The 24,223-nt window shown below is 68.3% G+C and carries 25 protein-coding genes; 18 read left to right on the top strand and 7 right to left on the bottom strand.

Annotated elements, in window-relative coordinates; all coding sequences use genetic code 11:
* Both C474_RS10390 and C474_RS10385 read right to left on the bottom strand, forming a co-directional pair.
* Positions 1-1,854 (bottom strand): ATP-dependent DNA helicase, encoded by a 1,854-nt coding sequence (locus C474_RS10390; RefSeq protein WP_008386573.1) that lies wholly within the window; start codon positions 1,852-1,854, stop codon positions 1-3.
* A gap of 75 nt (positions 1,855-1,929) precedes the next feature.
* Positions 1,930-2,133: a DUF7561 family protein gene (locus tag C474_RS10385; protein WP_049916919.1), complete on the bottom strand. Its 204-nt coding sequence runs from the start codon at positions 2,131-2,133 to the stop codon at positions 1,930-1,932.
* 145 nt (positions 2,134-2,278) lie between these two features.
* Here C474_RS10385 and C474_RS10380 point away from each other — a divergent pair, with 145 nt between their 5' ends.
* From C474_RS10380 to C474_RS10370, 3 genes are all read left to right on the top strand, one after another.
* Complete coding sequence (locus C474_RS10380; protein WP_008386565.1) at positions 2,279-3,202, top strand: zinc/iron-chelating domain-containing protein; 924 nt, start codon at positions 2,279-2,281, stop codon at positions 3,200-3,202.
* A 96-nt stretch (positions 3,203-3,298) separates the two neighbouring features.
* On the top strand, positions 3,299-4,456 hold the full coding sequence (locus C474_RS10375; protein ID WP_008386564.1) for an NAD(P)H-binding protein: 1,158 nt from the start codon (positions 3,299-3,301) through the stop codon (positions 4,454-4,456).
* Positions 4,457-5,188, top strand: coding sequence for a DUF7530 family protein (locus C474_RS10370; RefSeq protein WP_008386562.1), 732 nt, complete (start codon positions 4,457-4,459; stop codon positions 5,186-5,188).
* Here C474_RS10370 and C474_RS22615 read toward each other — a convergent pair.
* Positions 5,185-5,358, bottom strand: a complete 174-nt coding sequence (locus tag C474_RS22615) for a DUF5786 family protein (RefSeq protein WP_008386560.1) — start codon at positions 5,356-5,358, stop codon at positions 5,185-5,187. The two genes, C474_RS10370 and C474_RS22615, sit on opposite strands and share 4 nt — an antisense overlap.
* Positions 5,359-5,456: 98 nt before the next feature.
* Here C474_RS22615 and C474_RS10365 point away from each other — a divergent pair, with 98 nt between their 5' ends.
* Positions 5,457-6,446: a DUF5784 family protein gene (locus C474_RS10365; protein ID WP_008386558.1), complete on the top strand. Its 990-nt coding sequence runs from the start codon at positions 5,457-5,459 to the stop codon at positions 6,444-6,446.
* 3 nt (positions 6,447-6,449) lie between these two features.
* On the opposite strand, the gene C474_RS10360 is transcribed toward C474_RS10365, so the two are convergent.
* The gene (locus C474_RS10360; protein WP_008386556.1) at positions 6,450-6,734 is read right to left on the bottom strand and encodes a DUF5789 family protein; all 285 of its coding nucleotides are present in this window, start codon (positions 6,732-6,734) and stop codon (positions 6,450-6,452) included.
* 140 nt (positions 6,735-6,874) lie between these two features.
* Here C474_RS10360 and C474_RS10355 point away from each other — a divergent pair, with 140 nt between their 5' ends.
* Together C474_RS10355 and C474_RS22610 are read left to right on the top strand one after the other, a co-directional pair.
* Positions 6,875-7,705: a PHP domain-containing protein gene (locus C474_RS10355; RefSeq protein WP_008386555.1), complete on the top strand. Its 831-nt coding sequence runs from the start codon at positions 6,875-6,877 to the stop codon at positions 7,703-7,705.
* Between the two features lie 65 nt (positions 7,706-7,770).
* Positions 7,771-7,935, top strand: a complete 165-nt coding sequence (locus C474_RS22610; RefSeq protein ID WP_008386554.1) for a DUF6757 family protein — start codon at positions 7,771-7,773, stop codon at positions 7,933-7,935.
* A gap of 422 nt (positions 7,936-8,357) precedes the next feature.
* On the opposite strand, the gene C474_RS10350 is transcribed toward C474_RS22610, so the two are convergent.
* On the bottom strand, positions 8,358-8,870 hold the full coding sequence (locus C474_RS10350) for a DedA family protein (RefSeq protein ID WP_008386553.1): 513 nt from the start codon (positions 8,868-8,870) through the stop codon (positions 8,358-8,360).
* A 161-nt stretch (positions 8,871-9,031) separates the two neighbouring features.
* On the opposite strand from C474_RS10350, the gene hemB reads away from it, so the two are divergent.
* The 6 genes from hemB (at position 9,032) to C474_RS10325 (ending at position 15,008) form a co-directional block, all read left to right on the top strand.
* Positions 9,032-10,012, top strand: coding sequence for a porphobilinogen synthase (gene hemB / locus C474_RS10345; RefSeq protein WP_008386552.1), 981 nt, complete (start codon positions 9,032-9,034; stop codon positions 10,010-10,012).
* A 316-nt stretch (positions 10,013-10,328) separates the two neighbouring features.
* Positions 10,329-11,711, top strand: coding sequence for an ammonium transporter (locus tag C474_RS10340; RefSeq protein ID WP_008386551.1), 1,383 nt, complete (start codon positions 10,329-10,331; stop codon positions 11,709-11,711).
* Positions 11,708-12,067: a P-II family nitrogen regulator gene (locus tag C474_RS10335; protein ID WP_008386550.1), complete on the top strand. Its 360-nt coding sequence runs from the start codon at positions 11,708-11,710 to the stop codon at positions 12,065-12,067. Before C474_RS10340 ends, C474_RS10335 begins: the two co-directional genes overlap by 4 nt.
* 372 nt (positions 12,068-12,439) lie before the next feature.
* On the top strand, positions 12,440-13,825 hold the full coding sequence (locus tag C474_RS10330; RefSeq protein WP_083862008.1) for an ammonium transporter: 1,386 nt from the start codon (positions 12,440-12,442) through the stop codon (positions 13,823-13,825).
* A 3-nt stretch (positions 13,826-13,828) separates the two neighbouring features.
* Complete coding sequence (locus tag C474_RS23090) at positions 13,829-14,197, top strand: P-II family nitrogen regulator (RefSeq protein ID WP_008386548.1); 369 nt, start codon at positions 13,829-13,831, stop codon at positions 14,195-14,197.
* Positions 14,198-14,306: 109 nt separating this feature from the next.
* Entirely contained in the window at positions 14,307-15,008 is a 702-nt protein-coding gene (locus C474_RS10325; protein ID WP_008386547.1) for a CPBP family glutamic-type intramembrane protease, read from the top strand.
* 98 nt (positions 15,009-15,106) lie between these two features.
* Here C474_RS10325 and C474_RS10320 read toward each other — a convergent pair whose 3' ends face one another.
* Entirely contained in the window at positions 15,107-16,909 is a 1,803-nt protein-coding gene (locus C474_RS10320) for an alkaline phosphatase D family protein (protein ID WP_008386546.1), read from the bottom strand.
* A 209-nt stretch (positions 16,910-17,118) separates the two neighbouring features.
* Here C474_RS10320 and hemL point away from each other — a divergent pair, with 209 nt between their 5' ends.
* Complete coding sequence (hemL, locus tag C474_RS10315) at positions 17,119-18,456, top strand: glutamate-1-semialdehyde 2,1-aminomutase (RefSeq protein ID WP_008386545.1); 1,338 nt, start codon at positions 17,119-17,121, stop codon at positions 18,454-18,456.
* An 18-nt stretch (positions 18,457-18,474) separates the two neighbouring features.
* On the opposite strand, the gene C474_RS10310 is transcribed toward hemL, so the two are convergent.
* The gene (locus C474_RS10310; protein WP_008386544.1) at positions 18,475-19,245 is read right to left on the bottom strand and encodes a YihY/virulence factor BrkB family protein; all 771 of its coding nucleotides are present in this window, start codon (positions 19,243-19,245) and stop codon (positions 18,475-18,477) included.
* Positions 19,246-19,384: 139 nt separating this feature from the next.
* On the opposite strand from C474_RS10310, the gene C474_RS10305 reads away from it, so the two are divergent.
* The 5 genes from C474_RS10305 (at position 19,385) to C474_RS10285 (ending at position 24,137) form a co-directional block, all read left to right on the top strand.
* Complete coding sequence (locus C474_RS10305) at positions 19,385-19,849, top strand: hypothetical protein (protein ID WP_008386541.1); 465 nt, start codon at positions 19,385-19,387, stop codon at positions 19,847-19,849.
* Between the two features lie 285 nt (positions 19,850-20,134).
* The gene (gene hemC, locus C474_RS10300; RefSeq protein ID WP_008386539.1) at positions 20,135-21,349 is read left to right on the top strand and encodes a hydroxymethylbilane synthase; all 1,215 of its coding nucleotides are present in this window, start codon (positions 20,135-20,137) and stop codon (positions 21,347-21,349) included.
* 1 nt (position 21,350) lies between these two features.
* Entirely contained in the window at positions 21,351-22,172 is an 822-nt protein-coding gene (cobA, locus tag C474_RS10295; RefSeq protein ID WP_008386537.1) for a uroporphyrinogen-III C-methyltransferase, read from the top strand.
* A complete protein-coding gene (locus C474_RS10290) occupies positions 22,169-22,912 on the top strand; it encodes a uroporphyrinogen-III synthase (RefSeq protein ID WP_008386534.1) in 744 nt (247 codons plus the stop codon). The genes cobA and C474_RS10290 overlap by 4 nt, the downstream gene beginning before the upstream one ends.
* A gap of 37 nt (positions 22,913-22,949) precedes the next feature.
* On the top strand, positions 22,950-24,137 hold the full coding sequence (locus tag C474_RS10285) for an MFS transporter (RefSeq protein WP_008386532.1): 1,188 nt from the start codon (positions 22,950-22,952) through the stop codon (positions 24,135-24,137).
* Positions 24,138-24,223: the final 86 nt, after the last annotated feature.

Here is a 24,223-nt window from a genome sequence, read left to right as displayed (position 1 = left end):
TTAGCCGTCGCCCCAGACGTCCGACAGCGGGTGGTTCGACCGGGAGTCGTCCCCGGCGTCTCCCCCGTCGGACCCGTTCGCTCGGGCGCCGGCGTTCGAACCCTTCGACCCGCCGGACCGCGAACGCCGCGACGAGGACCGAGAGCGCGGCGCGGTCGACGCCGAACCAGCGGACGAACGCGGCGCGTCGCCGGAGCGTCCCCGCCCGCCCGCGGCCTCCTGGTCGAACTCGGGCAGGTCGGGCGTCGACATCCGGTCGACCTGCTCTGCGAACCAGTCGGGCATCTCCGAGCGCGTCCGGTCGAACAGTTGGAGCAGCGAGGAGTCCGCGAGGTACGTCGCGCCGTAGTCGTCGGGCGCGCGGACGACGCGCCCGCAGGCCTGAATCACCGTTCGGAGCGCCGCGCGGCGGTACCACGCCCACTGGCCCTCTTCGAGACGGTGGGCGACGCGCGAGTCGTTCGTGTTGAGGTACGGCGCCTTGCAGACGACCTGCCAGCGGCACAGGTCGCCCTGCAGGTCGAGCGCCTCCTCCATCTTCACCGAGAGGAACATCTCCGCCCCCGAGGAGGTCTTCCACGTCTCCAACTCGGCGTCGCGGTTCCCCCTGTCGTGCCCGCGGATTCGGTCGCCGAGGCCCAACTGCGCGAGACGCTTCCGCAACTCGGACTGGATGGCGTAGGAGTGACAGTGGACGAGACCCTTCTCGTCGGGGTGTTTCGCCATCAGGCGGACGAGCAGACGAGCGATTTTGGGGAGCGTCTCCTCGCGGTGCTCGTACGTCATCTTCCCCTGCGTCACGTCGTACAGCGGGCGGTTCTCGACGGGGAAGGTGTGCTCGACGTCGACCAGGGCGACGTTCGAGGGGTCGAGACCGACGCTCCGGCAGAACGCCTCCTTGTTCAGGATGGTCGCCGAGAGCAGGGCGAAGTTGTTCCCCCTGTCCCAGACGGTGTGTTTGAGGTAGCGCGCCGGGTCGAGCGGTTTCACCGTGATGGGTTCGCCCTCGCCGCCGAACTGGTCGACCACCCACGTCGTCGGACTCTCCGGGTCGCGGTAGTCCTCGACGAGCCACTTCAACTCCGAGCGGAGTTCCTGCAACCGGTCGCGGCGCGCCGCCTCCTCGGGCGTGAGTTCGGACTTCGTCAGCAGTTCGTCCTTCGCGTTCGAACACACCTGTAGGAGGGCCTCGGCGAACCGCACCGTTCGGTCGAGGGGGTCGTCCGCGGCGGTCACGTCCGGAATGCCCACGTCGTCCCAGACGGGGACCGTGCGGGGGTTCAGGTCGATGGTCGCGTACATCTCGGCCCACTCCGCGAGGCCGTGCGCCTCGTCTATCACGACCACGTCTCGCTGCCGGAACACGTCCGAGCCGGCGGTCTGCATGAAGTACGCGAGCGTCATCGCCGCGATCTGTCTGTTAGAAGCGATGGCGCGGTCCGAGAAGTACGGACAGCGGTGACGGACGGTGCAGTCGAACCCCTTCTGTCTGGCGCACGGCGCGCGGTCGACAGGCGTGTCCGTCTCGCCGTTGAGGATGCAGGTGTAGTTGGACTTCCCGCGGATGACGCTGAGGTCCGAGAGCAGGTCGTCGTCGGCCACGTCGTCCAGTTGCGACACCTGCGGCGTCGTGTAGTAGGCGTCCGTCGCCTGCGCGGGTTTCGCCTCCTCGGTCGTCCGGGCGGCTCCCGCGATTGCGCGCGCGAGAAGCGACTTGCCGCTCCCCGTCGGCGCGCGGACGAGAACCACATCGTTGCCGGCGGCGAAGGCGTCGCGCACGTCGCGGAGGGCCCGTTCCTGCGCGCCGCGGTAACTGGGCGCCGGGAACGACGGGAGGATTCGGTCGGGGTCCACGTCTGCGAGTGGCCGCCGCCGGGAGTAAAAGCATCGCTCCCGGCGGTCCGAGTCGGCGGACGGCCCCGAACGCCCTCACAGCGCCTTCACGTCCTCGCTCGTCGCCGCGCGGTCGTCGGGCAGGCGGTCGATGCAGTCGTAGCAGAGGAAGAACTCGCCGCCGTCGTCGAATTCGAGCGTGATTCCCTGCGTCGACTCGGTCGAGAACGACCAGAAGTCGCCGATGCCGCCGCCGATACGGACGGGTTGACCGCAGCCGTCGCACGGTTCTTTCGTCACGGGTCGGAGGACGACTTCGACGGGTAAGAGCGCTCGGTCACCGAGTGGCGGCGGGTCGCTTCGACGGAGGCCTATCAGTCGCGTCCGCGGACAGTCCGTCCGGTCCACGCCGAGTTTCTTGTCCGACCGCCGACAATCCACGTACATGAAGGTGAACTGCGAGGGCTGCGCCGGATGCTGCGTCGACTGGCGCCCCGTGTCGTCGGCGCCCTCGGACCACGAGCGTCGCGGACCGAGACGACCGCTCGACGACGTGTACAACCTCGTCCCCCTGACGCGCGACGAGGTGGCCGGGTTCGTCCGCGGCGGGTTCGGGGACGCCTTGGTCCCGCGGATGTGGGCCGCCGGCGAGGGAGAGAGCGAGGACGACGGCGACGATGGGGGAACCGACCGGGGCGAATCCGACCCCGGCGTCGAGATAGACGGCGTCGAAGTGGCCGCACTCGGGGACCGACCGGCGTTCTTCGTCGGCCTCCGGAAGTCGCCGAAACCCGTCTCGCCGTTCGGCGTCGGCCGGACGTGGATGGACGCCTGCGCCTTTCTGGACCCCGAGACGCTCCAGTGTCGCATCCACGGCGACGACCTGTACCCCGACGAGTGCGCCGAATACCCCGGCCACAATCTCGCGCTCGAAAAACAGACCGAGTGCGAGCGAGTCGAAGACGCCTTCGGCGGCGACAGACTGCTGGACCGCGAGGCGCCGGACGTGAGCGGCCTGCTCCTCGGTCCGCAGGCCGTCGGGTCGAAGGTGTTCGCCCACCCCGACCCCGGGAGCCTCGACGGCGTCGTCGACAGGATGCGGGCGGGCGAACTGACCGACGCGGACCGCGCGTCGTTCGTCGGCGTCGCCGTCGGGTCGCACCCGGGGTCGGTCGAAGTGGACGAAGCGCGCGCCGCGGACGCCCGCGAGGCGGTCCTCGACGCGGACTCGTGGGCCGGCGGCGCGGCCGGCGAGTGGGCCGAACTCGCGGGAGCGGTCGGCGAGGACGCCTCCGACGCCCCGAGCGGCGAAGCGGTCGAAGTCGCCCGCGGCGCCCCGGAGACGCCCGGGTGGGAGTCCGTCGAGTGAGCGGAGGCGGCGGGGCGACGCCCGGCGGTCGCGGCGGGGCCGTGCGCCGACCGGGCGGGACGAACCGTTAACAGGGTCGCGTCCGTTCGAAAGGCCATGCGAGTTCTCGTGACCGGCGCGACCGGGTTCGTCGGCAGTCGTCTCGTCCCCGCGCTTCGGGAGGCCGGCCACGACGTGTCGGTCCTCGTCCGCGACGCCGCGTCGAGCGACCTGCCGGACGGCGTTCGCGTCGTCGAGGGCGACCTGCTCGAACCGCGGAGCTACCGCGTCGTCGACGGCGGCCCGGACGGCGAATCGACCGAGGACGACCGGGGAAGCCGGACGCTCGCGGACGTGCTCTCGGCGCTGGACATCGAGGCCGCCTACTACCTCGTTCACTCGATGCAGTCGGGCAAGGACTTCGAGGAGCGCGACCGGCGGGCCGCGCGGAACTTCGAGCGGGCGGCGTCGAAGGCGGGCGTCGAACGCGCCGTCTACCTCGGCGGCCTCGGCGAGGACCAAGACCGCCTGTCGTCGCATCTGAGGTCGCGCCGAGAGGTCGAACTCATCCTCGGGCAGGGGGCGTTCGACCTGACGACGCTCCGCGCGGCCATCGTCATCGGCGACGGGAGCGCGGGTTTCGAGGTGATACGCCAACTCGCCGGCCGCCTGCCGGTGATGGTGACACCGCGGTGGGTGGACACGGAGTGTCAGCCCATCTGCGTCGACGACGTGGTGGCGTACCTCGTCGGCGTCCTCGACGCGCCGGAGACGGCCGGTCGGACGTTCGAGATAGGCGGTCCCGACGTGCTGACCTACGGGGAGGTGCTGACGCGCGTCGGCGGCCTCCTCGGCCGGCGGACGAAACTGTTCTCCGTGCCGGTGCTGACGCCGCGTCTCTCCTCGTACTGGGTCGGCTTCGTCACCGACGTGCCGCCCTCCGTGGCCAGACCGCTGATAGACGGGCTGAAGAACTCCGTCGTCGTCCGCGACGACAGCATCAAAGAGTACGTCGAGGTGTCGCTGACCTCGTTCGACGAGTCGGTTCGCCGCGCCCTCGGAGAGGCCGAGGGGTCGGTGAGCGAACGGACGGTTCCGGCGATAGAACGAGGGGGTGACGACGGCGACGGCGACAACGTCGACGGCGCAGCCGACGAGAACGGCGAAATCGAGGAGCGCGATACCGGCGATGGCGGCGAGAGCGACGGCGACGGACCCAGGACGGGTGCGGGGGGAACCGACCTCGAATCGAACGCGAACCCGACGGACCGCTGAATGCCGCGCGCACCGCGAGACGTGCGGGTGTCGCGCACGCAGTTCGGGGAGACGTGGGTGTACGAGAGCATCGTCGGCGCCCTCCCCGGCATCGACCTGACCGACGGTGAGGCCATCGCCCTCCAACTGGGACTGTTCGAGGTGTTCGTCGTCTTCTTCGCGTGGGCGTACGACCTCTGGCAGGCCGTCGTCCCCGGAAGCATCGCCGTCGGCGTCGCCGCCGTCGGCAGCGTCGTGATGCTCCGGATGGGCCGGACGACGCGGGAGACGAACCTCCCCGACGCGTACACGCGCCTGCTGTTCGGGTCGAGCATCGAAGTCGTCCTCGGGGTCCTCGCGTTCGTCGCCCTCGTCACGCACCTGTTCGTCTACGACCCGCTACAGGGGGAGACGACGCTGGTGACGGCGGTGTTCGGACGCGAACCGCCCGTCGTCGTCGTCTACCTCACGCTACTCGTTCTCTGGGACCTCTGCTACCGCATCGGCACCTCGTGGTGGGCGGCCATCGTCTCGGTGTGGGGGTCCTGGCGCTACACCGTCGACTCTGCGACGGCGCGGACGCTCCGTATCGCGGACGGCTGGAACGTCCTCTTCGGCGTCGCGCAGTTAGCGCTGGTGCCGTTCATCCTCGACCAACCCGTGATGCTGATGGCCGTCGGCGGCCACGTCGTCGCCGTTACCGTCGTCTCGACGATAGCCGCGGTGACCGTCGACGTGGACGACGAGGCCTAGCGCTCCTGCATCTCGCGGAACTGGTCGAGGAGGGCCTCCGCGGAGTCGCCCGCGTCGTAGGTCATCTCCCCGCGGTACACCCGCCGGTCGTCGTCGAAGGCGGCGTCGACCGAGCCGTTCTTCCGCTCTCTGCGTTCGTGCTCGTCGTCGTCGTAGGCACCCATCGACATGATACAGGGTAACGTGTGTGTTCTTCCCACATATAAGCAACGGAGAACGACACGGACGACGCGGAACGGCTATACGGGAGCCCGAAGAAATCACGTGCGTGGCACGTCCCCTGCGATTTCGCTACGCGCCGGGACGGTGGGACGAGGCCCGCGTCCGGCGAGACTTGTACGACGACCTCGATTCGAACCTCGGAGCGACGATGGAAACGCCGTGGTTCAAACCGCCGAGCGGCTTCGAAGCCGTGCGGTTCGAGATGGACAACGGCGACATCGCCCTGTTCTGCTGGGACGGCGAGGACGCCTACTGGATGGGCAACACGGAGACCCCCGAGGCCCTCTGGCGGACCGACAAGAAAGGATTCGAGGAGGTTCCCCACGCGATAAGGCGGTGGGTGACGCGCGAACTGACCGCGCAACTGCACGAGGAGTCGCCGTGGCTGGAGCCGTACCCCCACCTCTCGTGGTACTTCCTCCCCGTCTTCCTCTCAAAGGACGGCCGCGAGACGACCCGGTCGTTCTTCTACGACCACGCCGCGGGGTTCCCCGACGCGACGCGCGAGGAGGCGCTCTCGTTCTACGAGGAGTTCCTCGCGACGGGCGTCCTCGACGACTACCGGGAAGTGATGGCGGGGAAACTCGGCACCTCCGAGTACCTCGACCTGACGCGGATGACCGCGTCGATGGGCGAGTTCAACGCCGGGAAGTTCCTCGTCGACATGGGCTACGACATCGTCCCCGAGATAGACGTCACCACCGGGCACGCCATCGACTACCGCGCGACGAAGGGCGGCGACGGAACGCTCGTCGAGGTGACGCGGCCGCTTCCGACGAGCAAGCGCAGTGCGGGGACGCCGGTGGCCGCCGTCCGCGACACCGCCGAGACGAAGTCCGGCGGACAGTTACAGGAGCACGGCGGCGGCGTCGTCCTGTTCGTCGACTGCTCGTCGTTCCCGGACGACGAGTGGCGCGCGGTTCGCGACGAGAAACCCGAGGTCCACCACCGGCCGGCGGTGGTGTTTCGGGTCCGGCCCGACGGTAGATTCGACGGCTACACAAAGGGGCGCGTCCCCCTCGACGTGCCGTTCTAATTTTTAGAAAGAGACCTGTTCGGGACCGTCCTCGCCGAAGGTGGAGACGTCCCGGTCGCTGTAGTAGCGGCGACCGACGGCTTCGTGGCCCAAACCGCAAAGGAGGGCGTTTCGGGCGTCGTCGGCGCAGGTGTACGTCTCGGACCCGGTGCGGGCGAACACGTCTCCGACCTGTTCGCTGCCGTTGGGGTGTTCGATGGTCTGGTCGCCGTACGCCTCGATGAGTTCTTCGGTGGTCGCGGGGTATTCGTGGGCGTCGATCAGGTCGCCGGTTCGGTTCAGGCGCATTACACCCAGTCGTAGCCAGGCCCTATTCATAATGTTTTTCCATTATCGTGATTGTACACATTAGTCTGTATTATGGTCATTATACCACATATTAGGAGGCGGTCGGAAACGCTTTCAGGGGCCACGGCCGACCCACGACCGTGATTCGAGAGCGGAACGGCGACGGCGGCGACGAGGCCCCCGCCGCGGACCTCCACCTCCACACGACGGCGTCCGACGGGGTGCTGACGGTCCCGGAGGTTCCGGCGGCCGCGACCGCCGGGGGCGTTGACGTCGTCGCGGTGACGGACCACGACCGGATCCATCCGGACCTCGACGCGCCCGTCACCGAACGCGACGGGGTGACGGTGATACGCGGCGTCGAACTCCGCGTCGAGGCGGCCGAACAGCGGTTGGACCTCCTCGGGTACGGCGTCCGCGACACGCCCCGCGTCCGCGAGGTGACGGAGCGGATTCAGGCCGACCGAAAGGAGCGCGGTCGAGAGATAGTCGAACGCGTCGAGTCGCACCTCGGCGTGAGCCTCGACGTCGAACTCCGCGAGGGCATCGGCCGACCGAACATCGCGCGCGCCGTCGAGGAGAGCGACGCCCCGTACGACTACGCGGGCGCGTTCGAACACCTCATCGGGAACGACGGCCCCTGTTACGTGGAGCGGTACGTCCCCGCGTTCGAGGAGGGCGTGGAAGCGCTTCGGGATGCCTGTGCGGTGATCGGTCTCGCCCACCCGTTCCGCTATCCGGACCCCGAGGCGGCGCTCGGACGCGCCGCCGAACTGGACGCAGTCGAGCGGTTCTACCCCTACGGCGGCGCGGCCGCCGAACGGGCGGATACCGGCCTCGTCGAACGCGTCGCCGCCGAGCACGACCTCCTCTTGACCGGCGGGAGCGACGCGCACGACAGGACGCTCGGCGTCGCCGGCCCGCCGCGAGACGCCTTCGAGGCGTTCGCCGCGCGCGTTCCCAGCGTCTGACGCGGACTCTCGCCCTCGATAACCGGGAGCGTAGAGTTAAATCGGGTGAGGAACGAAAGGGGTGTATGAAGTGCCACTACTGCGACCGAAAAGCCGCGTACGCCGCCGAAAAAGACGGGATAAAGGTGGGCCTCTGCGAACGGCACTTCCGAGAGCGTGTCGAGGAACTCGCCGATTCCGACGAACTCGCCGCCCTGCGGGAGCAGATCGATATTGATCGAACGGAGTGAGCCTCGTGCGAACGATTCTCGATGAATATCGATTAGATATCGACCGAACCGAGTGAGCGTATGCGAACGAGGACGCGGTCGACGCCGACAGATATTGATCGAACGGGGTGAATCTCGCGCGAACGCCTCTCGGTGAATATCGACGAAACATCGACCGCATCGAGCGAGTGGGGACGGCCGAAGACGCGTATCGGATGAAATGACGCAGGTGTTTTCACGGACCGATTCACGCGAACGGGACCCGAGTGAAAACCGCGCGAGGCCGAAGAGCGCCATCACAGCGACGGCCGGAATCGGAGTCCGAGTCGCGCGCTTCGAGACCACGTCAGATTCGGAAACCGGTCAGGACGAAGAGCAGACCCTGCAGGTCGACCACGTTGCAGACGAGTTCACAGAACGGATAGTGAGTTCGACCGGTTGCGTCACAGCAGCGTGTCGAAGTAGAGATACAACGCCGCGAGGATGACCTCGAACGACAGCGTCCCGACGGCCGAGAGGGCGATGAACTTGTGATCGTCCATCTCCGCGAACCCGGCGGGGACGGTGAGCATCCCGCGGGTGAACAGTAGCGAGTTGCTCACTGGGACGACGACCGGACCCCAGCGGTCGAACCAGCCGTCGAAGCGGTCGAGTTTCGACTCGCTGATCTTAAACCAGCGTTTCTGGAGGAGGTACTCGCGCCCGCCGCGTTGAGCGACTTTAAACAGCGCGTACTGGCCGAGCGTCGCGCCGAGGACGGCCACGCCGATGACCGGGACGGCGGCGTCGGTGCCGAGGAGGACGAGCGACGCCGGGACGACGAGTTCGCTCGGCATGAAGTACATCAGCATCGCCCCTTCCAGCACGAAGACGCCGAAGAGGACGACGTAGGCCCACTCGGAGTTCAACAGCGCCTTCAGTTCCGCGGGCATCTGCGCCACCTGGAGGGCCTGCATTGGGAGGGTCTACCCCCGAACGATTGATACCAGTTTCGTTCCGTCCGAACGTAGTCTCGCTGACCGGTCACGGGGCTGACCGGCCGCGTCGGGCCGTCAGAGCGAGGCGTCCCGGTCGCCGGGAGCGATGCGGTTTTTCCGCCGCGGTTCGAACGTCGGGTATGAATCTCACCGACCGGCCGCGACGTCTCCGGGCCGACGGTATCCGGTCGCTCGTCAGCGAGACGGACCTCTCCGCCTCCGACCTCATCGCCCCCGTCTTCGTCGACGCGACGACAGAGGAGCGAATCCCCATCGAGTCGATGCCGGGACAGGAGCGCGTCCCCGTCTCCGAGGCCGTCGCGCGCGTCGAGGAGGTCAGAGAGACCGGCGTCGAGGCGGTGATGCTGTTCGGCATCCCCGAGTCGAAGGACGAACGCGGGACGCGGGCGTGGGCCGAGGACGGCGTCGTACAGGAGGCGACGCGGCGGGTGACGGAGGCGACGGACGCCTACGTCATCACCGACGTCTGTCTCTGCGAGTACACCAGTCACGGGCACTGCGGAGTCGTAGAAGAGCACGCCGAAACGGACCCGACGCTGACGGTGAAGAACGACGAGACGCTGGACCTCCTGACGAGGACGGCCGTCTCGCACGCCGAGGCGGGCGCGGACATGGTCGCCCCCAGTTCGATGACCGACGGGATGGTCGGCGCCATCCGCGAGGGACTCGACGACTCCGGGCGCGAGGACGTGCCCATCATGTCCTACGCGGCGAAGTACGAGAGCGCCTTCTACGGACCGTTCCGCGACGCCGCCGACGGCGCTCCGGCGTTCGGCGACCGGCGACACTACCAGATGGACCCCGCGAACGCCCGCGAGGCGATGCGCGAGGTGGCGTCCGACGTAGAACAGGGCGCGGACGTGCTGATGGTGAAACCCGCCCTCGCCTACCTCGACGTCGTGCGCGCGGTGCGCGAGGGGTTCGACCACCCCGTCGCCGCCTACAACGTATCCGGGGAGTACGCGATGCTCCACGCCGCCGCGGACAACGGCTGGTTGGACCTCGAAGAGGCGGCGGCGGAGTCGCTGCTCTCGATGAAGCGCGCGGGCGCCGACCTGATTCTCACCTACTTCGCCGAGGACGTCGCCGCCTCGCTCTGAGGCGGGCCTTCGCGTCCCCTCCGGGCCCGCGCGACCCGCCTGCGCGCGAACCGAACCGCGCGCTCCGGCAGGTATTGCGTGAACGTTCGTCCAGATATTTTGCTTTTTCGTCGCCAAATCGGGAGATAAACGGCCTTATATGCATTAGATTGTGCGGTAAAAGCGCCGTTCGTCGAATGATACGGCTAATAAATGGACACGTAGGAGGCATACACTTATGTACTATATTATCCTGACGTTCTCGCGTGAACTCGAACACGAACGGAGTAGTTTACGTCGGAATAGTTGACGATTGTCCATCGTCGGAGGCGGACGTATGAGTTTCCTCCTCCAAGCCGACGCCTCGGCCATCGCCTCGGGGGTCAACACCGTCTGGGTGCTGGTCGTGACGTTCCTCATCTTCTTCATGCAGCCGGGCTTCGCCCTCCTCGAGGCGGGGCAGGTCCGGGCGAAGAACGTGGGGAACGTCCTGATGAAGAACATGAACGACTGGATACTCGGGACGCTCACGTACTTCGTCGTCGGCGCGGGCGTGGCGACGATAGTCGGCGGCCTGACCTCCTCGGGGACGTTCGACGTCGCGAGCGCGTTCGCGTACATCAACAACCCCGGCGACTGGATCGGGTGGCTCTTTGGAGCCGTCTTCGCCATGACCGCCGCGACCATCGTCTCCGGCGCCGTGGCGGAGCGCATGGAGTTCCGCGCGTACGTGCTGTTCACCGTCGTGATGACGGCGGTCATCTACCCCGTCGTCGTCGGCTTCACGTGGAGCGGCGGACTCCTCTCGTCGGGCGGCTTCCTCGGAAGCGCGTTCGGGGCCGGCTACCTCGACTTCGCGGGCGCGACGGTCGTCCACATGTGCGGTGGGGTGGCCGGCCTCGTCGCCGCCAAGTTGGTTGGGGCGCGGAAGGGTCGCTACGACAGCAGCGGTGAGAGCCGACCCATCCCGGGTCACTCGATGCTGCTCGCCGTCCTCGGGACGTTCATCCTCGCGTTCGGCTGGTACGGCTTCAACGTCGGCACGCAGGCGACCATCCTCGCCGTCGGCGACGACGGCGGCCTGACGTTCATGGGCGAGGCGCTCGGCCGCGTCGCCCTCGTCACCACCCTCGGCATGAGCGCCGGCGGCGCGATGGCGATGGTGATGTCCTCGTACTACCAGGGCAAGCCCGACCCGCTCTGGACCGCGAACGGCCTCTTGGCGGGGCTCGTGGCGGTCACCGGCGCGGTCCCCCACGTCACGTGGTGGGGCGGCGCCATCCTCGGCGGCCTCGGCGGCTTCCTCGTCCTGCCCGCGTTCCGCTACACCGTCGACACGCTGAAGGTCGACGACGTCTGCGGCGTCTTCGCCGTGCACGGCGTCGCCGGCGCGGTGGGCACGGCGCTCATCCCCGTCTTCGCCGTCGGCGGCTTCGCGGTGAACCAACTCGTCCTGCAGGTGCTCGGCGTCGTCGTCATCGCGGCGTGGACCGCGGTCGCGTCCGGCGTCGTCCTCTACGCCATCGACGCGGCGGTCGGACTGCGCGTCACCGAGGGCGAAGAGGCTGAGGGGCTGGACCTCGGCGAACACGGCGTCTCGGTGTACCCCGAGTTCGTCGCGGAGAGCGAGAACCCGATGGCCGACGGCGGGTCCTCCGCGCGGACGGACGGCGGCGAGTGGATTCCGTCCGACGCGTCCGAAGGAGGTGAGGAGCAATGAGCGCGAACGACGGCGAGATCAAGATGGTGATGGCGGTTATCCGACCCGACAAACTCGCGGACGTCAAGCGCGGTCTGGCGGAGGTCGGCGCGCCGTCGCTGACGGTGACGAACGTCTCCGGCCGCGGTTCCCAACCGGCGAAGAAGGGACAGTGGCGCGGCGAGGAGTACACGGTCGACCTCCACCAGAAAGTGAAGGTGGAGTGCGTCGTCTCCGATATTCCGGCCGAAGACGTCGTCGAGGCCATCCGCGACGGGGCGCACACCGGCGAACCCGGCGACGGCAAGGTGTTCGTCCTGCCCGTCGACAGCGCCGTGCAGGTCCGGACCGGCAAGGAAGGACTGGACGCGGTGTAGGCCGCGAACCCCGTGCGCCGCGGTCCCCTGCAGTCTCCTCGTTCTTTCTTCTATCATATATTTAACAAAACGTACGTCGGATAATTTGGCAACAGTTGCCGAGAATCCGCGTACGATACGACCTTATACAGCTATTATCCGATTGTAGAGCGGACGAACGTCCATAATACTCCCATAGAACATACATTTGTCAACGATTATCCTTATATGTGTTCGACCGGATAGAATTTTCCACGCTTCGCGTCACGAACCAACGCGAATCCGACTACTGATGAACGAACGTCCAAACCTAACCGGAGCACCGCCGAACGGAGGTATCGCCACGTGACACCCTTGCAGTCCGACCTCGCGACCGTCGTCGAAGGGGTGAACATGGTGTGGGTCCTCACCGTCACCTTCCTCATCTTCTTCATGCACGCCGGCTTCGCCATGCTGGAGGCGGGGCAGGTCCGCTCGAAGAACGTCGCCAATCAGTTGACGAAGAACCTCCTGACGTGGTCCGTCGGAGTCACGGTCTACTTCCTGCTCGGGGCCGCCGTCTCGACTATCGTCGGCGGCTTCACCGGGGGCGGCGGCGCCGACGTGCTCGGCGCGTTCACCGACCTCTATATGCCCGCCGAGGGCGCGGCGGGCACGTGGGTGAACTGGCTCTTCGGAGCCGTGTTCGCCATGACCGCCGCGACCATCGTCTCCGGCGCCGTCGCCGGCCGCGCGAAACTCCGCGCGTACATCACGTACACCGTCCTCTTGGCGGGGGTCATCTACCCCGTCGTCGTCGGCTTCACGTGGGCCGGCGGCTTCCTGTCGACCCTCGGCTTCCACGACTTCGCCGGCGGCGTCATCGTCCACGCGATGGGCGGCATCGCCGGTCTCACGGCCGCGTGGATAATCGGGCCGCGGATGGACCGATACAACGACGACGGCTCCGTCAACGTCATCCCCGGTCACTCGATGGCGTTCGCCGTCCTCGGGACGCTCATCCTCGCGTTCGGTTGGTACGGCTTCAACGTCGGCACCGCCGCCTCACCCCTGGCGTACTCCGAGGCCGACGGCGTCACGCTGGCGTCGTTCGCCTACGTCGGCCGCGTCGCCCTCGTCACTACCCTCGGCATGGCCGCGGGCGCCATGGGGGCGGGCGGCCTCTCGCTGGTGAAGACGGGGAAGGTCGACACGCTGTACGTCGCCAACGGCGTCCTCGCCGGTCTGGTCGGCATCACGTCCGTCGCGGACGCCATCGTCTGGCCGGGCGCCATCGTCGTCGGCCTCCTCGCCGGCGCGCAACTGCCCGTCGTCTTCGGGTTCATCGAGAAGCGCCTGAAGATAGACGACGTCTGCGCCGTCTTCCCCGTCCACGGCTCCGCGGGCGTCCTCGGGGCGCTGTTGTACCCCGTCTTCGCCGTCGACCTCTGGGCCGGGAACGCCTCGTTCGTCGAACTGCTCGTCCCGCAGGTCGTCGGCGTCGTCGTCATCGCCGCCTGGACGCTTGCGGCCACCGCCGCCGTCTTCGGCGCGTTCCGCGCCGCGGGCGAGGCGCGCGTCAGCCGCGAACACGAACTCGAAGGGCTCGACTCCTCCGAGCACGGCGTCGACACCTACCCCGAGTTCGGCGGCCGGGACGAGGCCGTCCGCGTGGACGGCGGCGTCCGGATTGACGGCGGAAAACGAACTCGCGGGTCGCGTCCCCCGTCGGACCGAACGGCCGACGGCGGGCGGGTCAGTGGCGTGGAAAAGACTACCACGGAAGATGGAGAGAACTGAATCATGAGCGAAGAACTGCCGAACGATGGAGGAATCAAGATGGTGATAGCTATCGTCCGACCGGACAAGCTTTCGGACGTGAAACGCTCGCTGGCGGAGGCCGGCGCGCCGTCGCTGACGGTGACGAACGTCTCCGGTCGCGGCTCTCAGCCGGCGAAGAAGGGACAGTGGCGCGGCGAGGAGTACACGGTCGACCTCCACCAGAAGGTGAAAATAGAGTGCGTCGTCTCCGATATTCCGGCCGAAGACGTCGTCGAAGCGATAGCCGACGGGGCGCACACCGGCGAACCCGGCGACGGCAAGGTGTTCGTGACGTCCGTCGACAGCGCCCTGCAGATTCGGACCGGAAAGACCGGCCGCGACGCCGTCTAGGCGCGCGCTCCGCCGCCGACCGGCACCGACCGGCGTTGAAGCCGGCGACGCGCCGCGCGTCCCACCGGAGACGAAAAGAGCCAAGCGGTCCGACACCCCGACGGAGAACGTGGAACTCACGCCGGTCACAGCGTTCGGACTCGTCGTCGCCCTCGTCGGCTTCGAGTCGCTGCACCGGCTACGCGACCGGTTCGGGTGGGCCGGTGGCACCCTCTCGGACCACGCCTGGAAGTGGGTCGTCCCCGCGATAATCCTCCTCGTCGTCGCCGCCGAGGGCGCGACGCCGGCGTCCATCGGGTGGCGCGTCGAGTCGACGGCGCTTCTCGTCTGGCGGGTCGGCGTCGGCCTCGCGGCGATGCTCGGGACGAACCTCCTCCTCGCGCCCCTGTGGGCCCGCGTCGGGGACGGCGGCGAGAGCCTCGCCGAGGGAATCGGCTCGTTCGCGGCGCTGTCGGTGCCCGAACGCCTGTTCGTCGCGGCGACGGCGGGCGTCACCGAGGAGATTCCGTACCACGGCTACGCCGTCGAACGACTCGCCGCCCTGACCGGGAGCGTCCCGTTCGCGGGCGTCGTCGCCTTCTTTGCGTTCACGCTCGGTCACCTCGGCGACACGTGGGACCGACAGGCCGTCCTCCGCATCGCGCAACCGGCGCTGGTCACGACCCTCTTGTACCTCTGGTTCCGGTCGCTGCCGGCGCTCATCGCCATCCACGCGCTGAACGACGCCGTCGGACTGCTCGTCGCCGACCGCTACGCGCCCGACCCCGACGAGGAGGAGGAGACGCCGTCGGTCGTCCGGTGGCTTGAGTAGCGGTCGCGGCGTGACGAACTGGGCGGTTCTCGAACGCGAGAAGCGTCGAGCGACGCGGGGAAAAGGGAGAACGCGGGAATTCGAGCGGAGCGGGTCGATCAGTTCTCCTCGAACCCCTCGGGCGAGTCGGTCGCCTCCAGTTCCTCCAGTTCGACCGACCCCTCGGGGACGCGGTACTTCCGGAGGACCCCGCGGGCGGCGTCGGCGTCGTCCACCAAGTCGTCGACGGCGTACGTCGTCCACGTGCAGTGCTCGGACGTGAACTCCGCGACGGAGTAACCGTTGTACTTCGCGTCGAAGAACTCCACGTGGGGGTTCTCCTCGAGAACGACTTCGGTCATCCGCTCGTTCGTGAGCGAATCGGACTCGGACTCCTCGGCGATGCGTTCGCCCGCCTTCCAGAAGTCGGAGGTGCCGGAGTTACTGGAGATGGCGGGCGTCATCAGTTCGACGCCGACTTTCTCCTCGTCGGAGACGACGGCCGTGCGGTTCTCGACGGACTCCCAGTCGTTCAGCAGCGTCGAGACGAGGGAGGTGTGCATGTCGCCCGTGAACGCGACGAAGTTGTCGACGCCGAAGTGGTTCAGTCGCCCGAGGATCTCCTTCCGTTCGTGCTGGTAGCCGTCCCACGCGTCGTAGTTGCGGCCGAACTGGTCGTCGTCGCCGAACGCGAGCCACAGCGGAGACAGCGCGACTTCGTTCGTCCACGCCTTCCACGTCGCGTCCGTCGATTCGAGCGTGTCGAGCAGCCACTTTCGCTGCTCGAAGCCGAGTCGCGTCCGGTCGGCGTCGTCCGCCTCGGGCGCGTTCGGAGGGACGCCCCACTGACGCTGGCCGGCGGCGTCGCCGCCCGGCGGGAGCGAACTGAACAGTCGCTCGTCGGTGACGGGGAGTTCGAGCAGGTCACCGAACCGCACGCTGTGCCAGAGGTGGAACTGGTCCAGAAGCGACTCGGCGTCCGGATTGTACTCGACGCGCGCGGGATTGTACTCCCACCACGCCTGAATCCCCTCGGCGAACAATCGCGTGAGGAACTCGGGGTCGTCCGCCTTCGGGTGGTCCGCGGTCCAGGGGTTGTCGTTCTCGTAGTCCCAGTAGCGGTTGTTGATTATCTCGTGGTCGTCCCACGTCGGAATCATCGTGTGACGACCCAACGCCTCCTGGAAGAACTCGTCGCCGCGGTAGGTGTCCCAGAGGTGGCGGTAGTCGTCGAGGCCCCACACCACGTCGCGTCCGCTGGGGAGTTCGACGGAGCGACCCTCCAGTTCGGAGTCGCCGGCGTACTCGTATATCTGGTCGCCGAGGTGGACGAGGTAGTCCACCTCCTCCTCGGCGATGTGGTGGTAGGCGGGGTAGTAGCCGCTCTGATAGGACTGGCAGGTGACGACGGCCAACCGGACGCGTTCGGGGCTGGCGTCGGGCGCGGGGAGCGTCCGGCAGCGACCGATTTGACTGTTCGCGCCCGCGTGGTGGAACTGATAGTACAGGTGGCTGTCGCCGGGGAGTTCGCCGTCGAGGTCCACCTTGACGACGTGGTCGTGGTCCGCCGTCACCGACTCGGCGGCGACGCGGCCCTCGTACACCGTCTCGGAGAACGGTTCGTCCGTGCCGACGCGGACGTACACGTCCTCGGAGTCGGCGCGGGCGTCGGCCGAGAGCTTCGTCCAGAGGATGGCCCCCGACTGCGTCGGACCGCCGCTGGCCACCGCGAGGGGGAAGGCCCCCTCGTCCGGGTCGGTCGACCAGTCGGCGCTTCCCTCCTGCACCGTCTCCGTCTCCGCCCCTCGCACGATGTCGGCGTCGAGGAGGGACGCCGAGACGCCGCCCACCGTCGCGGCCCCCACCGACCGCAGCACGTTTCGTCGACTCGTCACGGTCTCGTCCGCCTGATTGTCTGCCATGAGGCGTTCGAAAACGCACCCGACGACGTAGTAGCCGTTTATAATATTGATACTGACAGATCTGACGGCGATAGAGCGGTATTGACCCGACAGTTCGGTACCGAACCGGGAGGTGGGTGGCGTCGGTTCGGGAACGAAGGCTGCGCTCCGCGTCCGCCGTCGACTGCCGAACCCAGTAGTTCTTTTTGGTACCGACCCAACGCCCGCGCATGAACCACGACGAGTCCCGTTCGCTGTACGACCGGGCGCTGTCGGTCATTCCGGGCGGCGTAAACTCCTCGGTGCGGGCGACGCGACCATACCCCTTCTTCGTCGAACGCGGCGACGGCGCGCACGTCGTCGACGCCGACGGCAACCGCTATCTCGACTACGCGATGGGGTACGGCCCCCTGCTGTACGGCCACGACATGCCGGACCCCGTCCGCTCGGCCGTCCAGTCGCACGCCTCCGAGGGGCCGATGTACGGCGCGCCCACGGAGGTGGAAGTCGAGCACGCGGAGTTCGTCGCGCGGCACGTCCCCTCCGTGGAGATGATACGCTTCGTCAACTCCGGCACCGAGGCCACCGTCTCGGCCGTCCGCCTCGCCCGCGGCTACACCGGCCGCGACAAGATCGTCGTCATGCAGGGCGGCTACCACGGCGCGCAGGAGTCGACGCTCGTCGAGGGGGAACCCGGCGACGTGCACCCCAGCACCAGCGGCATCCCCGAGTCGTTCGCCGAACAGACGATTCCGGTGCCGTTCAACGACTTCGAGACGATAAACCAGGTGTTCGAGGCGCACGGCGAGGACATCGCCGCCGTCCTCACCGAACCCATCCTCGGCAACAACGGCATCGTCCTGCCCGTCGACGGCTATCTCGAACACCTGCGCGACGTCACCGAAGAGCACGGCTCGCTGTTGGTATTCGACGAAGTCATCACCGGGTTCCGCGTCGGCGGCCTCCAGTGCGCGCAGGGAAAGTTCGGCGTCACGCCGGACGTGACGACGTTCGGGAAGATAATCGGCGGGGGCTTCCCCGTCGGCGCCGTCGGCGGGAAATCCGAGATACTCGAGCAGTTCTCGCCGTCCGGGCCCGTCTTCCAGTCGGGGACGTTCTCGGGGCATCCGGTGACGATGGCCGCGGGCTACGAGTATCTGAAGTTCGCCGCCGAGAACGACGTGTACGAGCACGTGAACCGCCTCGGAGAGAAACTCCGGCGCGGAATCACGGACATCGTCGAGGACCAAGCGCCCTCCTACACCGTCGTCGGAACGGACTCGATGTTCAAGACGATATTCACGCGCGGGGGGCCGCCGGACCTCGACGGCGCCTGCGAGGCCGGGTGCGAGCAGCGTCCCGACTGCCCGCGCTACGAGCACTGCCCGAAGGACGCCTCCGACATCGCCGACGCCGAGACGGAGCGATGGGAACGCATCTTCTGGCAGGAGATGAAGGAGCGAGGAATATTCCTCACCGCGAATCAGTTCGAGTCGCAGTTCGTCTCCTACGCGCACACCGACGAGGACATCGAGGAGACGCTGGAGGCGTACAAAGAAGTGCTCTGAAGGGAGGCGAGGCGGGTTTCAGGCGGCGCTCCGGCGCCGCGAGGCGATCGTCGCGTTGAGGACGACGCCGACGAGGAGGAGCATCGCCCCGACGTAGACGCTCGTCAGGACGATGATGATGCCGCTGATGGCGCCAAAGACGGCGTACTGGTCCGCGTTGACCGAGTAGACGTGTACGATGCCGAGCAGGGCGGCCCACCCCGCGGCGGCGAGCACCGCCCCCGGAACCGCCGCCCGAAAGGAGGTGACGAGTCTGGACGGCACGTAGTACAGCGGGAGGAACAGGACGGTGAGGACGGCGAACAGGCCCACGCCCACGATTCCCGACGGCGCCAGAAACGTCGAGAAGAAGGCGCTGGCGAGGCCGATTGACACCACCGCGAGCCCCAGCGACCCGACGACGCAGACGCCGTCACGGAGGAGCGTCAAGAGCGACCCCTCGACCGCCCCCTCGGCGCGTTCGACGACCGAACGGAAGCCGAGGGTGAGGTGCGTTCCGCTCCACAGGAGGACGACGCCGGCCAACAGGATGGCTCCGGTCCGTCCGGTCTGGTCGGCCATCGCCTCGTATACCAACTGCCGCGTGCTCGGGGTGAGAAACGACGGCGTCGCCGTCCGAATCGCCTCGGCGGCCGGTTGGCTCAGCACCGCCAGCACCAACACGAGAAGCGGGAACAGCGAGATGAACCCGTAGTACGCCAGCGACGCCGCCGGGTACTCGACCTCGTGTTCGCGCATCCCTCTGGCGACGGCGAGTACGACACGAAACGCCTCGGCGAGGCGCGACATGAGAACGGATACGGCGCGAGCGTAGAAATGTCTGTTCGCACCGTCTCGCCGGCGCGCCGAACGGATATTGCGGGTTCGGCGGCCGAGCGCCCCCGTTCCGCTCGGGAGCGCTTTTGTGCCGCCGGCACCTCTCTCCGGTATGGACGGCCCACCCTCCACACGGAACACCGGCGCGGGCGCCGGCGGGGATTACGACGACCCGATAGGCGACCTGCTTCCGTACGCGTCGGTCGACTCGAACTGGTGGTACTGGATCGCCGCGCCGATTCCGCTGTTCGTCCTTTCGGTGGTTGCCGGCGGCCTGTTCTTCGTCGGCTTCCTGTTCGACGTCTTCCTCACGGGCGGACTGCTGACGGCCGGGGCGATGGTCGTCTTCGGCGGCCTCGCCGCCCTCGTCGGCCTCGTCCTCTCGGTGATGTTCCCCGTCGCCGTCTACGTGGACGCGCGGGCGCTCTCGGACGACCCCGCCTCGCCGTGGTCGCCCGACCCCGTGCTGTACGGATTGGTCGCCCTCGCGGGCGTCGTCGTGACGGCGTTCACGGTGAGCGTCCCGTTCGGCATCTACTACCTCTACCGGCGGCACGAGGCGGTCGGCACGCCCTGAGTCGGATCGCTACGCCGGGTCGTCGCCATCCAATTTTCCGTCGTTGAGCAGCCATCGCCACGGCAGTTCGGTCGGGAGTGCCAGCGACCCGATCACAGAGAGCGATCGGAGGATGCGGCGACGAAGAAGTGTCGGGACCGGACTCGGCGGTCGAGCGACACTTAGCGGCTCCGGTGGGACGCAACCGTTCGGCGGAGAGACGGGTTCTCGCGTCCGCCATCGCCCCGCGCCTCCGGACGCGAACTGGTGGGCTTTTCACGCACCAGCGTCCACGTTCGAGTAGATATGAAACGCGGGACGCTCCGATTGGCGACACGGGGTTCAGACCTCGCGCTCCGGCAGGCGGCGAGTGTGCGCGACGCACTCGCCGACCACCGGTTCGACGTGGAACTCGTGGAGGTGGACACGCGCGGCGACCAGATACGCGACGAACTCATCCACCGACTCGGCAAGACCGGTGCGTTCGTCCGCGCCCTCGACGAGGAGGTGCTCGACGGCGAGTTGGACGCCGCCGTGCACTCGATGAAGGACATGCCGACCGAACAGCCCAGGGACCTCGTCGTCGCCGGCGTCCCCGGACGGGCCGCGGCCGGCGACCTGCTCCTCACGGTCGACGGCACGGAGTTAGAGGACCTGCCCGCCGGGTCCGTCGTCGGCACCTCCTCGCTCCGACGGAAGGCGCAGATACTCGCCGCCCGCCCTGACCTGGAGGTCGAACCCCTCCGCGGCAACGTCGACACGCGCGTCGAGAAACTGCTCGCGCCGACGCTCCAGCGCGAACACGAGGCCCGCGTCGACGACGACAGGGAGAAGAAGGGCAACGCCGCCGAGGCGAAGGCGTCCGGCGAGGAGTACGAGACGGAGTTCGACCGCTCCATCGACGAGTGGTTCAACGGCTTAGACGAGATAGAGCGCCGCGCGCTGGAACGCGACGTAGAGACCGAGTACGACGCCATCGTCCTCGCGGAGGCCGGCCTCCAGCGGTCGGGGCTGCTCCACCGCGTCGACTACCAGCGGCTCCCGACGAGCGAGTTCGTCCCCTCGCCCGGTCAGGGCGCCATCGCCGTCACGGCCCGGCGCGACCACGAGGACCTCGACCAGATACGCGACGCCATCGACGACCCGCGGACGCGCGTGACGACGACCGTCGAGCGGACCGTGCTCGCGGAACTCGGCGGCGGGTGCATCGCGCCCATCGGCGTCCACGCGAAACTGCAGGGCGAGTACGTCCACGTCACCGCGCGCGTCCTCTCGGAGGACGGCGAGGAGGAGGTGCGGGCGAACAGCGACCTGCCGGTGGGGGACCACGCGAACGCGGCCGCGGAGTTCGCCGCCGACCTCGCCGCCCGCGGGGCGGACGACCTCATCGCCGCCGCGCGCGAGGAGGCGGACGCCGACGACGTCGGGGGCGGCGCGCGCGAGGAGACCGACGACACCCGGAGCGAACTCGACGACGTCGACGGCGACGCCGGGGAGACGGCCGGCGCTGACGGGGCCTGAGATGGTCGGGCGCGTCTATCTCGTCGGCAGCGGTCCGGGAGACCCGGAACTTTTGACCGTGAAGGCCAAGCGACTGCTCGAAACCGCCGACGTGGTGCTGCACGACAAACTCCCGGGCCCGGAGATACTCGGGGCGATTCCCGAGGGAAAGCGCGAGGACGTGGGCAAGCGCGCGGGCGGCGAGTGGACGCCGCAGGAGTACACGAACCGCCGGATGGTCGAACTCGCCCGCGAGGGCAAGACCGTCGTACGCCTGAAGGGCGGCGACCCGTTCGTGTTCGGCCGCGGCGGCGAGGAGATGGAGCATCTGGCCGCGGAGGAAATCCCGTTCGAGGTGGTGCCCGGCATCACCTCTGCCATCGCCGGACCGAGCGTCGCCGGCATTCCCGTGACGCACCGCGACCACGCCTCCTCCGTCTCGTTCGTCACGGGCCACGAGGACCCGACGAAAGAGGAGTCGGCCATCGACTGGGACGCGCTGGCGGCCACCGGGGGAACCATCGTCGTCCTGATGGGCGTCGGCGGCCTCCCCGACTACACGGGGGCCCTCCTCGACGCCGGGATGGAACCCGAAACGCCCGTCGCCCTCGTCGAGCGAGCGACGCGACCCGAGATGCGCGTCGCCACTGGAACCCTAGAGAACATCGTCGCCGTGCGCGACGAGTCGGAGATAGAACCGCCCGCCATCACGGTCGTCGGCGACGTTGCCGGGACGCGCGAGCGAGTGGCGGAGTTCCTGGGGAACCGAACCGGCGAGGTCGAGGCGAACGCAACGGCGGACGCGGAGTCCGACGACCCCGACTCGGGGGAGGTCGACGAGTGAGCCGGCAGGTCCGCGTGGCCGTCTTCCGCCCGGACGACGACCGGATGCGCGACGCCGTGGAACTGCTCGATTCCCTCGGCGCGACGCCGATTCCGGACCCGATGCTCGCCGTCGAACCGACGGGCGCGACGCCCGAAACGGGCGACTACGCCGTCCTGACGAGCAAGACGGGCGTGGAACTCCTCGCCGAGGCGGGGTGGTCGCCCGGCGACGCGACGCTGGTCTGCATCGGGCCGTCGACGGCCGGGAGCGCCCGCGAGGCGGGTTGGACCGTCGATATCGTTCCCGAGGAGTACACCTCCGCGGGACTGGTCGAACGCCTCCGGGAGGAGGTGACGGGCGCGGCGGTGGAAGTCGCCCGGAGCGACCACGGCAGCGACGTGCTCTTGGACGGTCTGCGGGAGGCCGGCGCCGAGGTACACGAGACCGTGCTGTACCGCCTCGTCAGTCCCGAGGGCGCCGGGCAGTCGACGGTGATGGCCGCGGGCGGAGAGCTCGAAGGTGTCTGTTTCAGTTCTTCGTTGACCGTAGAGAACTTCCTCGCCGCGGCCGAAGAGCGAGGCGTGCGCGAAGAAGCCATCGAGGGCCTGAACGGCGCCGTCGTCGGCGTCATCGGCCCGCCGACGCGCGAGACGGCGGAGTCGCACGGTATCGAGGTCGACGTGGTCCCCGAGAACGCCGACTTCGAGGAACTGGCGTGCGCCGTGGTGGAAGCGGCGGCGCCGACGTACCGCGAGTGACCCGGACCACCGCCGGGACGGCCCGGAGCGGATATCGGTGAGCGAGTCGACGGAAACCGAATCCGGCGGGTCGTGGCGCAGCGTCGCCGTCGTCGCCGGCTGGCAGACGGCCGCCAGCCTCTGTTACTACAGCATCTTCGCCGCGACGGGGTTCGTCCGCGAGACGTTCGGCGTCTCGGAGTCGCGGGTGGGGCTCTTTCTCACCGCCGCGCTCCTCGGCTACACGGTGTCGCTGTTTCCGAGCGGCGCGGCCGTCGACGGTTACGGCGAGAAGCGGGTGATGACGGCCGGACTCGTCGCCCTCGGCGTCGCCGCGGTGGGCGTGACGCTCGCGCCGACGTACGCGCTGTTGCTCCTCGCGGGCGCGCTTCTCGGCGCGGCGTACTCGACGGCGATGCCGGGGACGAACCGCGGCATCGTCGCCGGCGCGCCGCCCGGCCGAGCGAACCTCGCCATGGGGCTGAAACAGGTCGGCGTCACCGCCGGGAGCGGCGTCTCCTCGCTTCTCATCACGGGTATCGCGGCGGTGGCGGCGTGGCAGGTGGGTTTCTGGGCCGTCGCCGTCCTCGCGGGCGTCTACGCCGCCGGCTTCGCCGTCGTCTACCGCGGAAAGGGAGGAACCGGCGAGGTGACGTGGCCCGAGATGGGCGGCCTCGCGTCGAACCGCGCCTACGTGGCGCTGGTCGCCGCGGGCTTCTTTCTCGGCGCATCAATCTTCTCGATGCTCGGGTACACCGTCCTCTACGTGCAGGACGTGGTGGGCACCGGCGCCGCCGTCGCGGGCGCGGTGCTCGCGGCGACGCAGGTGACGGGGAGCGTCGGCCGCATCGGCGCGGGGACGCTCGCGGACAGACTCGGCGGCGCGCGCGGCGCCGCCACCGTCGCCCTCGCGCAACTGGCCGCGGGCGCCGGACTGTTCGCCGTCCTCGTGAACGGCGGCGGCTCCCTCTTCGTCACCGCGGCGGTGTTCGTCGGTCTCGGCGTCACCATCCACGGCTCGACGGGCGTGTTCTACTCTTGTCTGAGCAACGTGGTCGACGACGACGACATCGGCGCGGCGACGGCGGGCGGACAGACGGGGCTGAACACGGGCGGACTGCTCGCGCCGCCGGCGTTCGGCCTCATCGTCGAGTCGACGTGGGGCTACGACGCGGCGTGGGCGTTCGTGACCGCCCTGGCACTCGTGGGCGCGACGCTCCTGTTCGTCGTCAGGCGGCGGGTGTGAGCTATTTCTGGAACCGGTCGAATCCGCGGTACGCGCCCGCCGACTTTTCGGCGGTGGTTCACGCCCCATATCGTTAACTGTTCAGC

It is taken from the genome of Halogeometricum pallidum JCM 14848, assembly GCF_000337095.1.
Lineage (GTDB): Archaea > Halobacteriota > Halobacteria > Halobacteriales > Haloferacaceae > Halogeometricum > Halogeometricum pallidum.
This window is presented reverse-complemented; position numbering and strand designations above follow the sequence as displayed.

What these genes read in the sequence shown, in the direction of transcription:
- C474_RS10380 (WP_008386565.1), top strand. Translation starts at nt 2,279, where the DNA reads ATGAAGGTGAACTGCGAGGGCTGCGCCGGATGCTGCGTCGACTGGCGC.
- C474_RS10375 (WP_008386564.1), top strand. Translation starts at nt 3,299, where the DNA reads ATGCGAGTTCTCGTGACCGGCGCGACCGGGTTCGTCGGCAGTCGTCTC.
- C474_RS10370 (WP_008386562.1), top strand. Translation starts at nt 4,457, where the DNA reads ATGCCGCGCGCACCGCGAGACGTGCGGGTGTCGCGCACGCAGTTCGGG.
- C474_RS22615 (WP_008386560.1), bottom strand. Translation starts at nt 5,358, where the DNA reads ATGTCGATGGGTGCCTACGACGACGACGAGCACGAACGCAGAGAGCGG.
- C474_RS10360 (WP_008386556.1), bottom strand. Translation starts at nt 6,734, where the DNA reads ATGCGCCTGAACCGAACCGGCGACCTGATCGACGCCCACGAATACCCC.
- C474_RS22610 (WP_008386554.1), top strand. Translation starts at nt 7,771, where the DNA reads ATGAAGTGCCACTACTGCGACCGAAAAGCCGCGTACGCCGCCGAAAAA.
- C474_RS10350 (WP_008386553.1), bottom strand. Translation starts at nt 8,870, where the DNA reads ATGCAGGCCCTCCAGGTGGCGCAGATGCCCGCGGAACTGAAGGCGCTG.
- hemB (WP_008386552.1), top strand. Translation starts at nt 9,032, where the DNA reads ATGAATCTCACCGACCGGCCGCGACGTCTCCGGGCCGACGGTATCCGG.
- C474_RS10340 (WP_008386551.1), top strand. Translation starts at nt 10,329, where the DNA reads ATGAGTTTCCTCCTCCAAGCCGACGCCTCGGCCATCGCCTCGGGGGTC.
- C474_RS10335 (WP_008386550.1), top strand. Translation starts at nt 11,708, where the DNA reads ATGAGCGCGAACGACGGCGAGATCAAGATGGTGATGGCGGTTATCCGA.
- C474_RS10330 (WP_083862008.1), top strand. Translation starts at nt 12,440, where the DNA reads ATGGTGTGGGTCCTCACCGTCACCTTCCTCATCTTCTTCATGCACGCC.
- C474_RS23090 (WP_008386548.1), top strand. Translation starts at nt 13,829, where the DNA reads ATGAGCGAAGAACTGCCGAACGATGGAGGAATCAAGATGGTGATAGCT.
- C474_RS10320 (WP_008386546.1), bottom strand. Translation starts at nt 16,909, where the DNA reads ATGGCAGACAATCAGGCGGACGAGACCGTGACGAGTCGACGAAACGTG.
- hemL (WP_008386545.1), top strand. Translation starts at nt 17,119, where the DNA reads ATGAACCACGACGAGTCCCGTTCGCTGTACGACCGGGCGCTGTCGGTC.
- C474_RS10310 (WP_008386544.1), bottom strand. Translation starts at nt 19,245, where the DNA reads ATGTCGCGCCTCGCCGAGGCGTTTCGTGTCGTACTCGCCGTCGCCAGA.
- C474_RS10305 (WP_008386541.1), top strand. Translation starts at nt 19,385, where the DNA reads ATGGACGGCCCACCCTCCACACGGAACACCGGCGCGGGCGCCGGCGGG.
- hemC (WP_008386539.1), top strand. Translation starts at nt 20,135, where the DNA reads ATGAAACGCGGGACGCTCCGATTGGCGACACGGGGTTCAGACCTCGCG.
- cobA (WP_008386537.1), top strand. Translation starts at nt 21,351, where the DNA reads ATGGTCGGGCGCGTCTATCTCGTCGGCAGCGGTCCGGGAGACCCGGAA.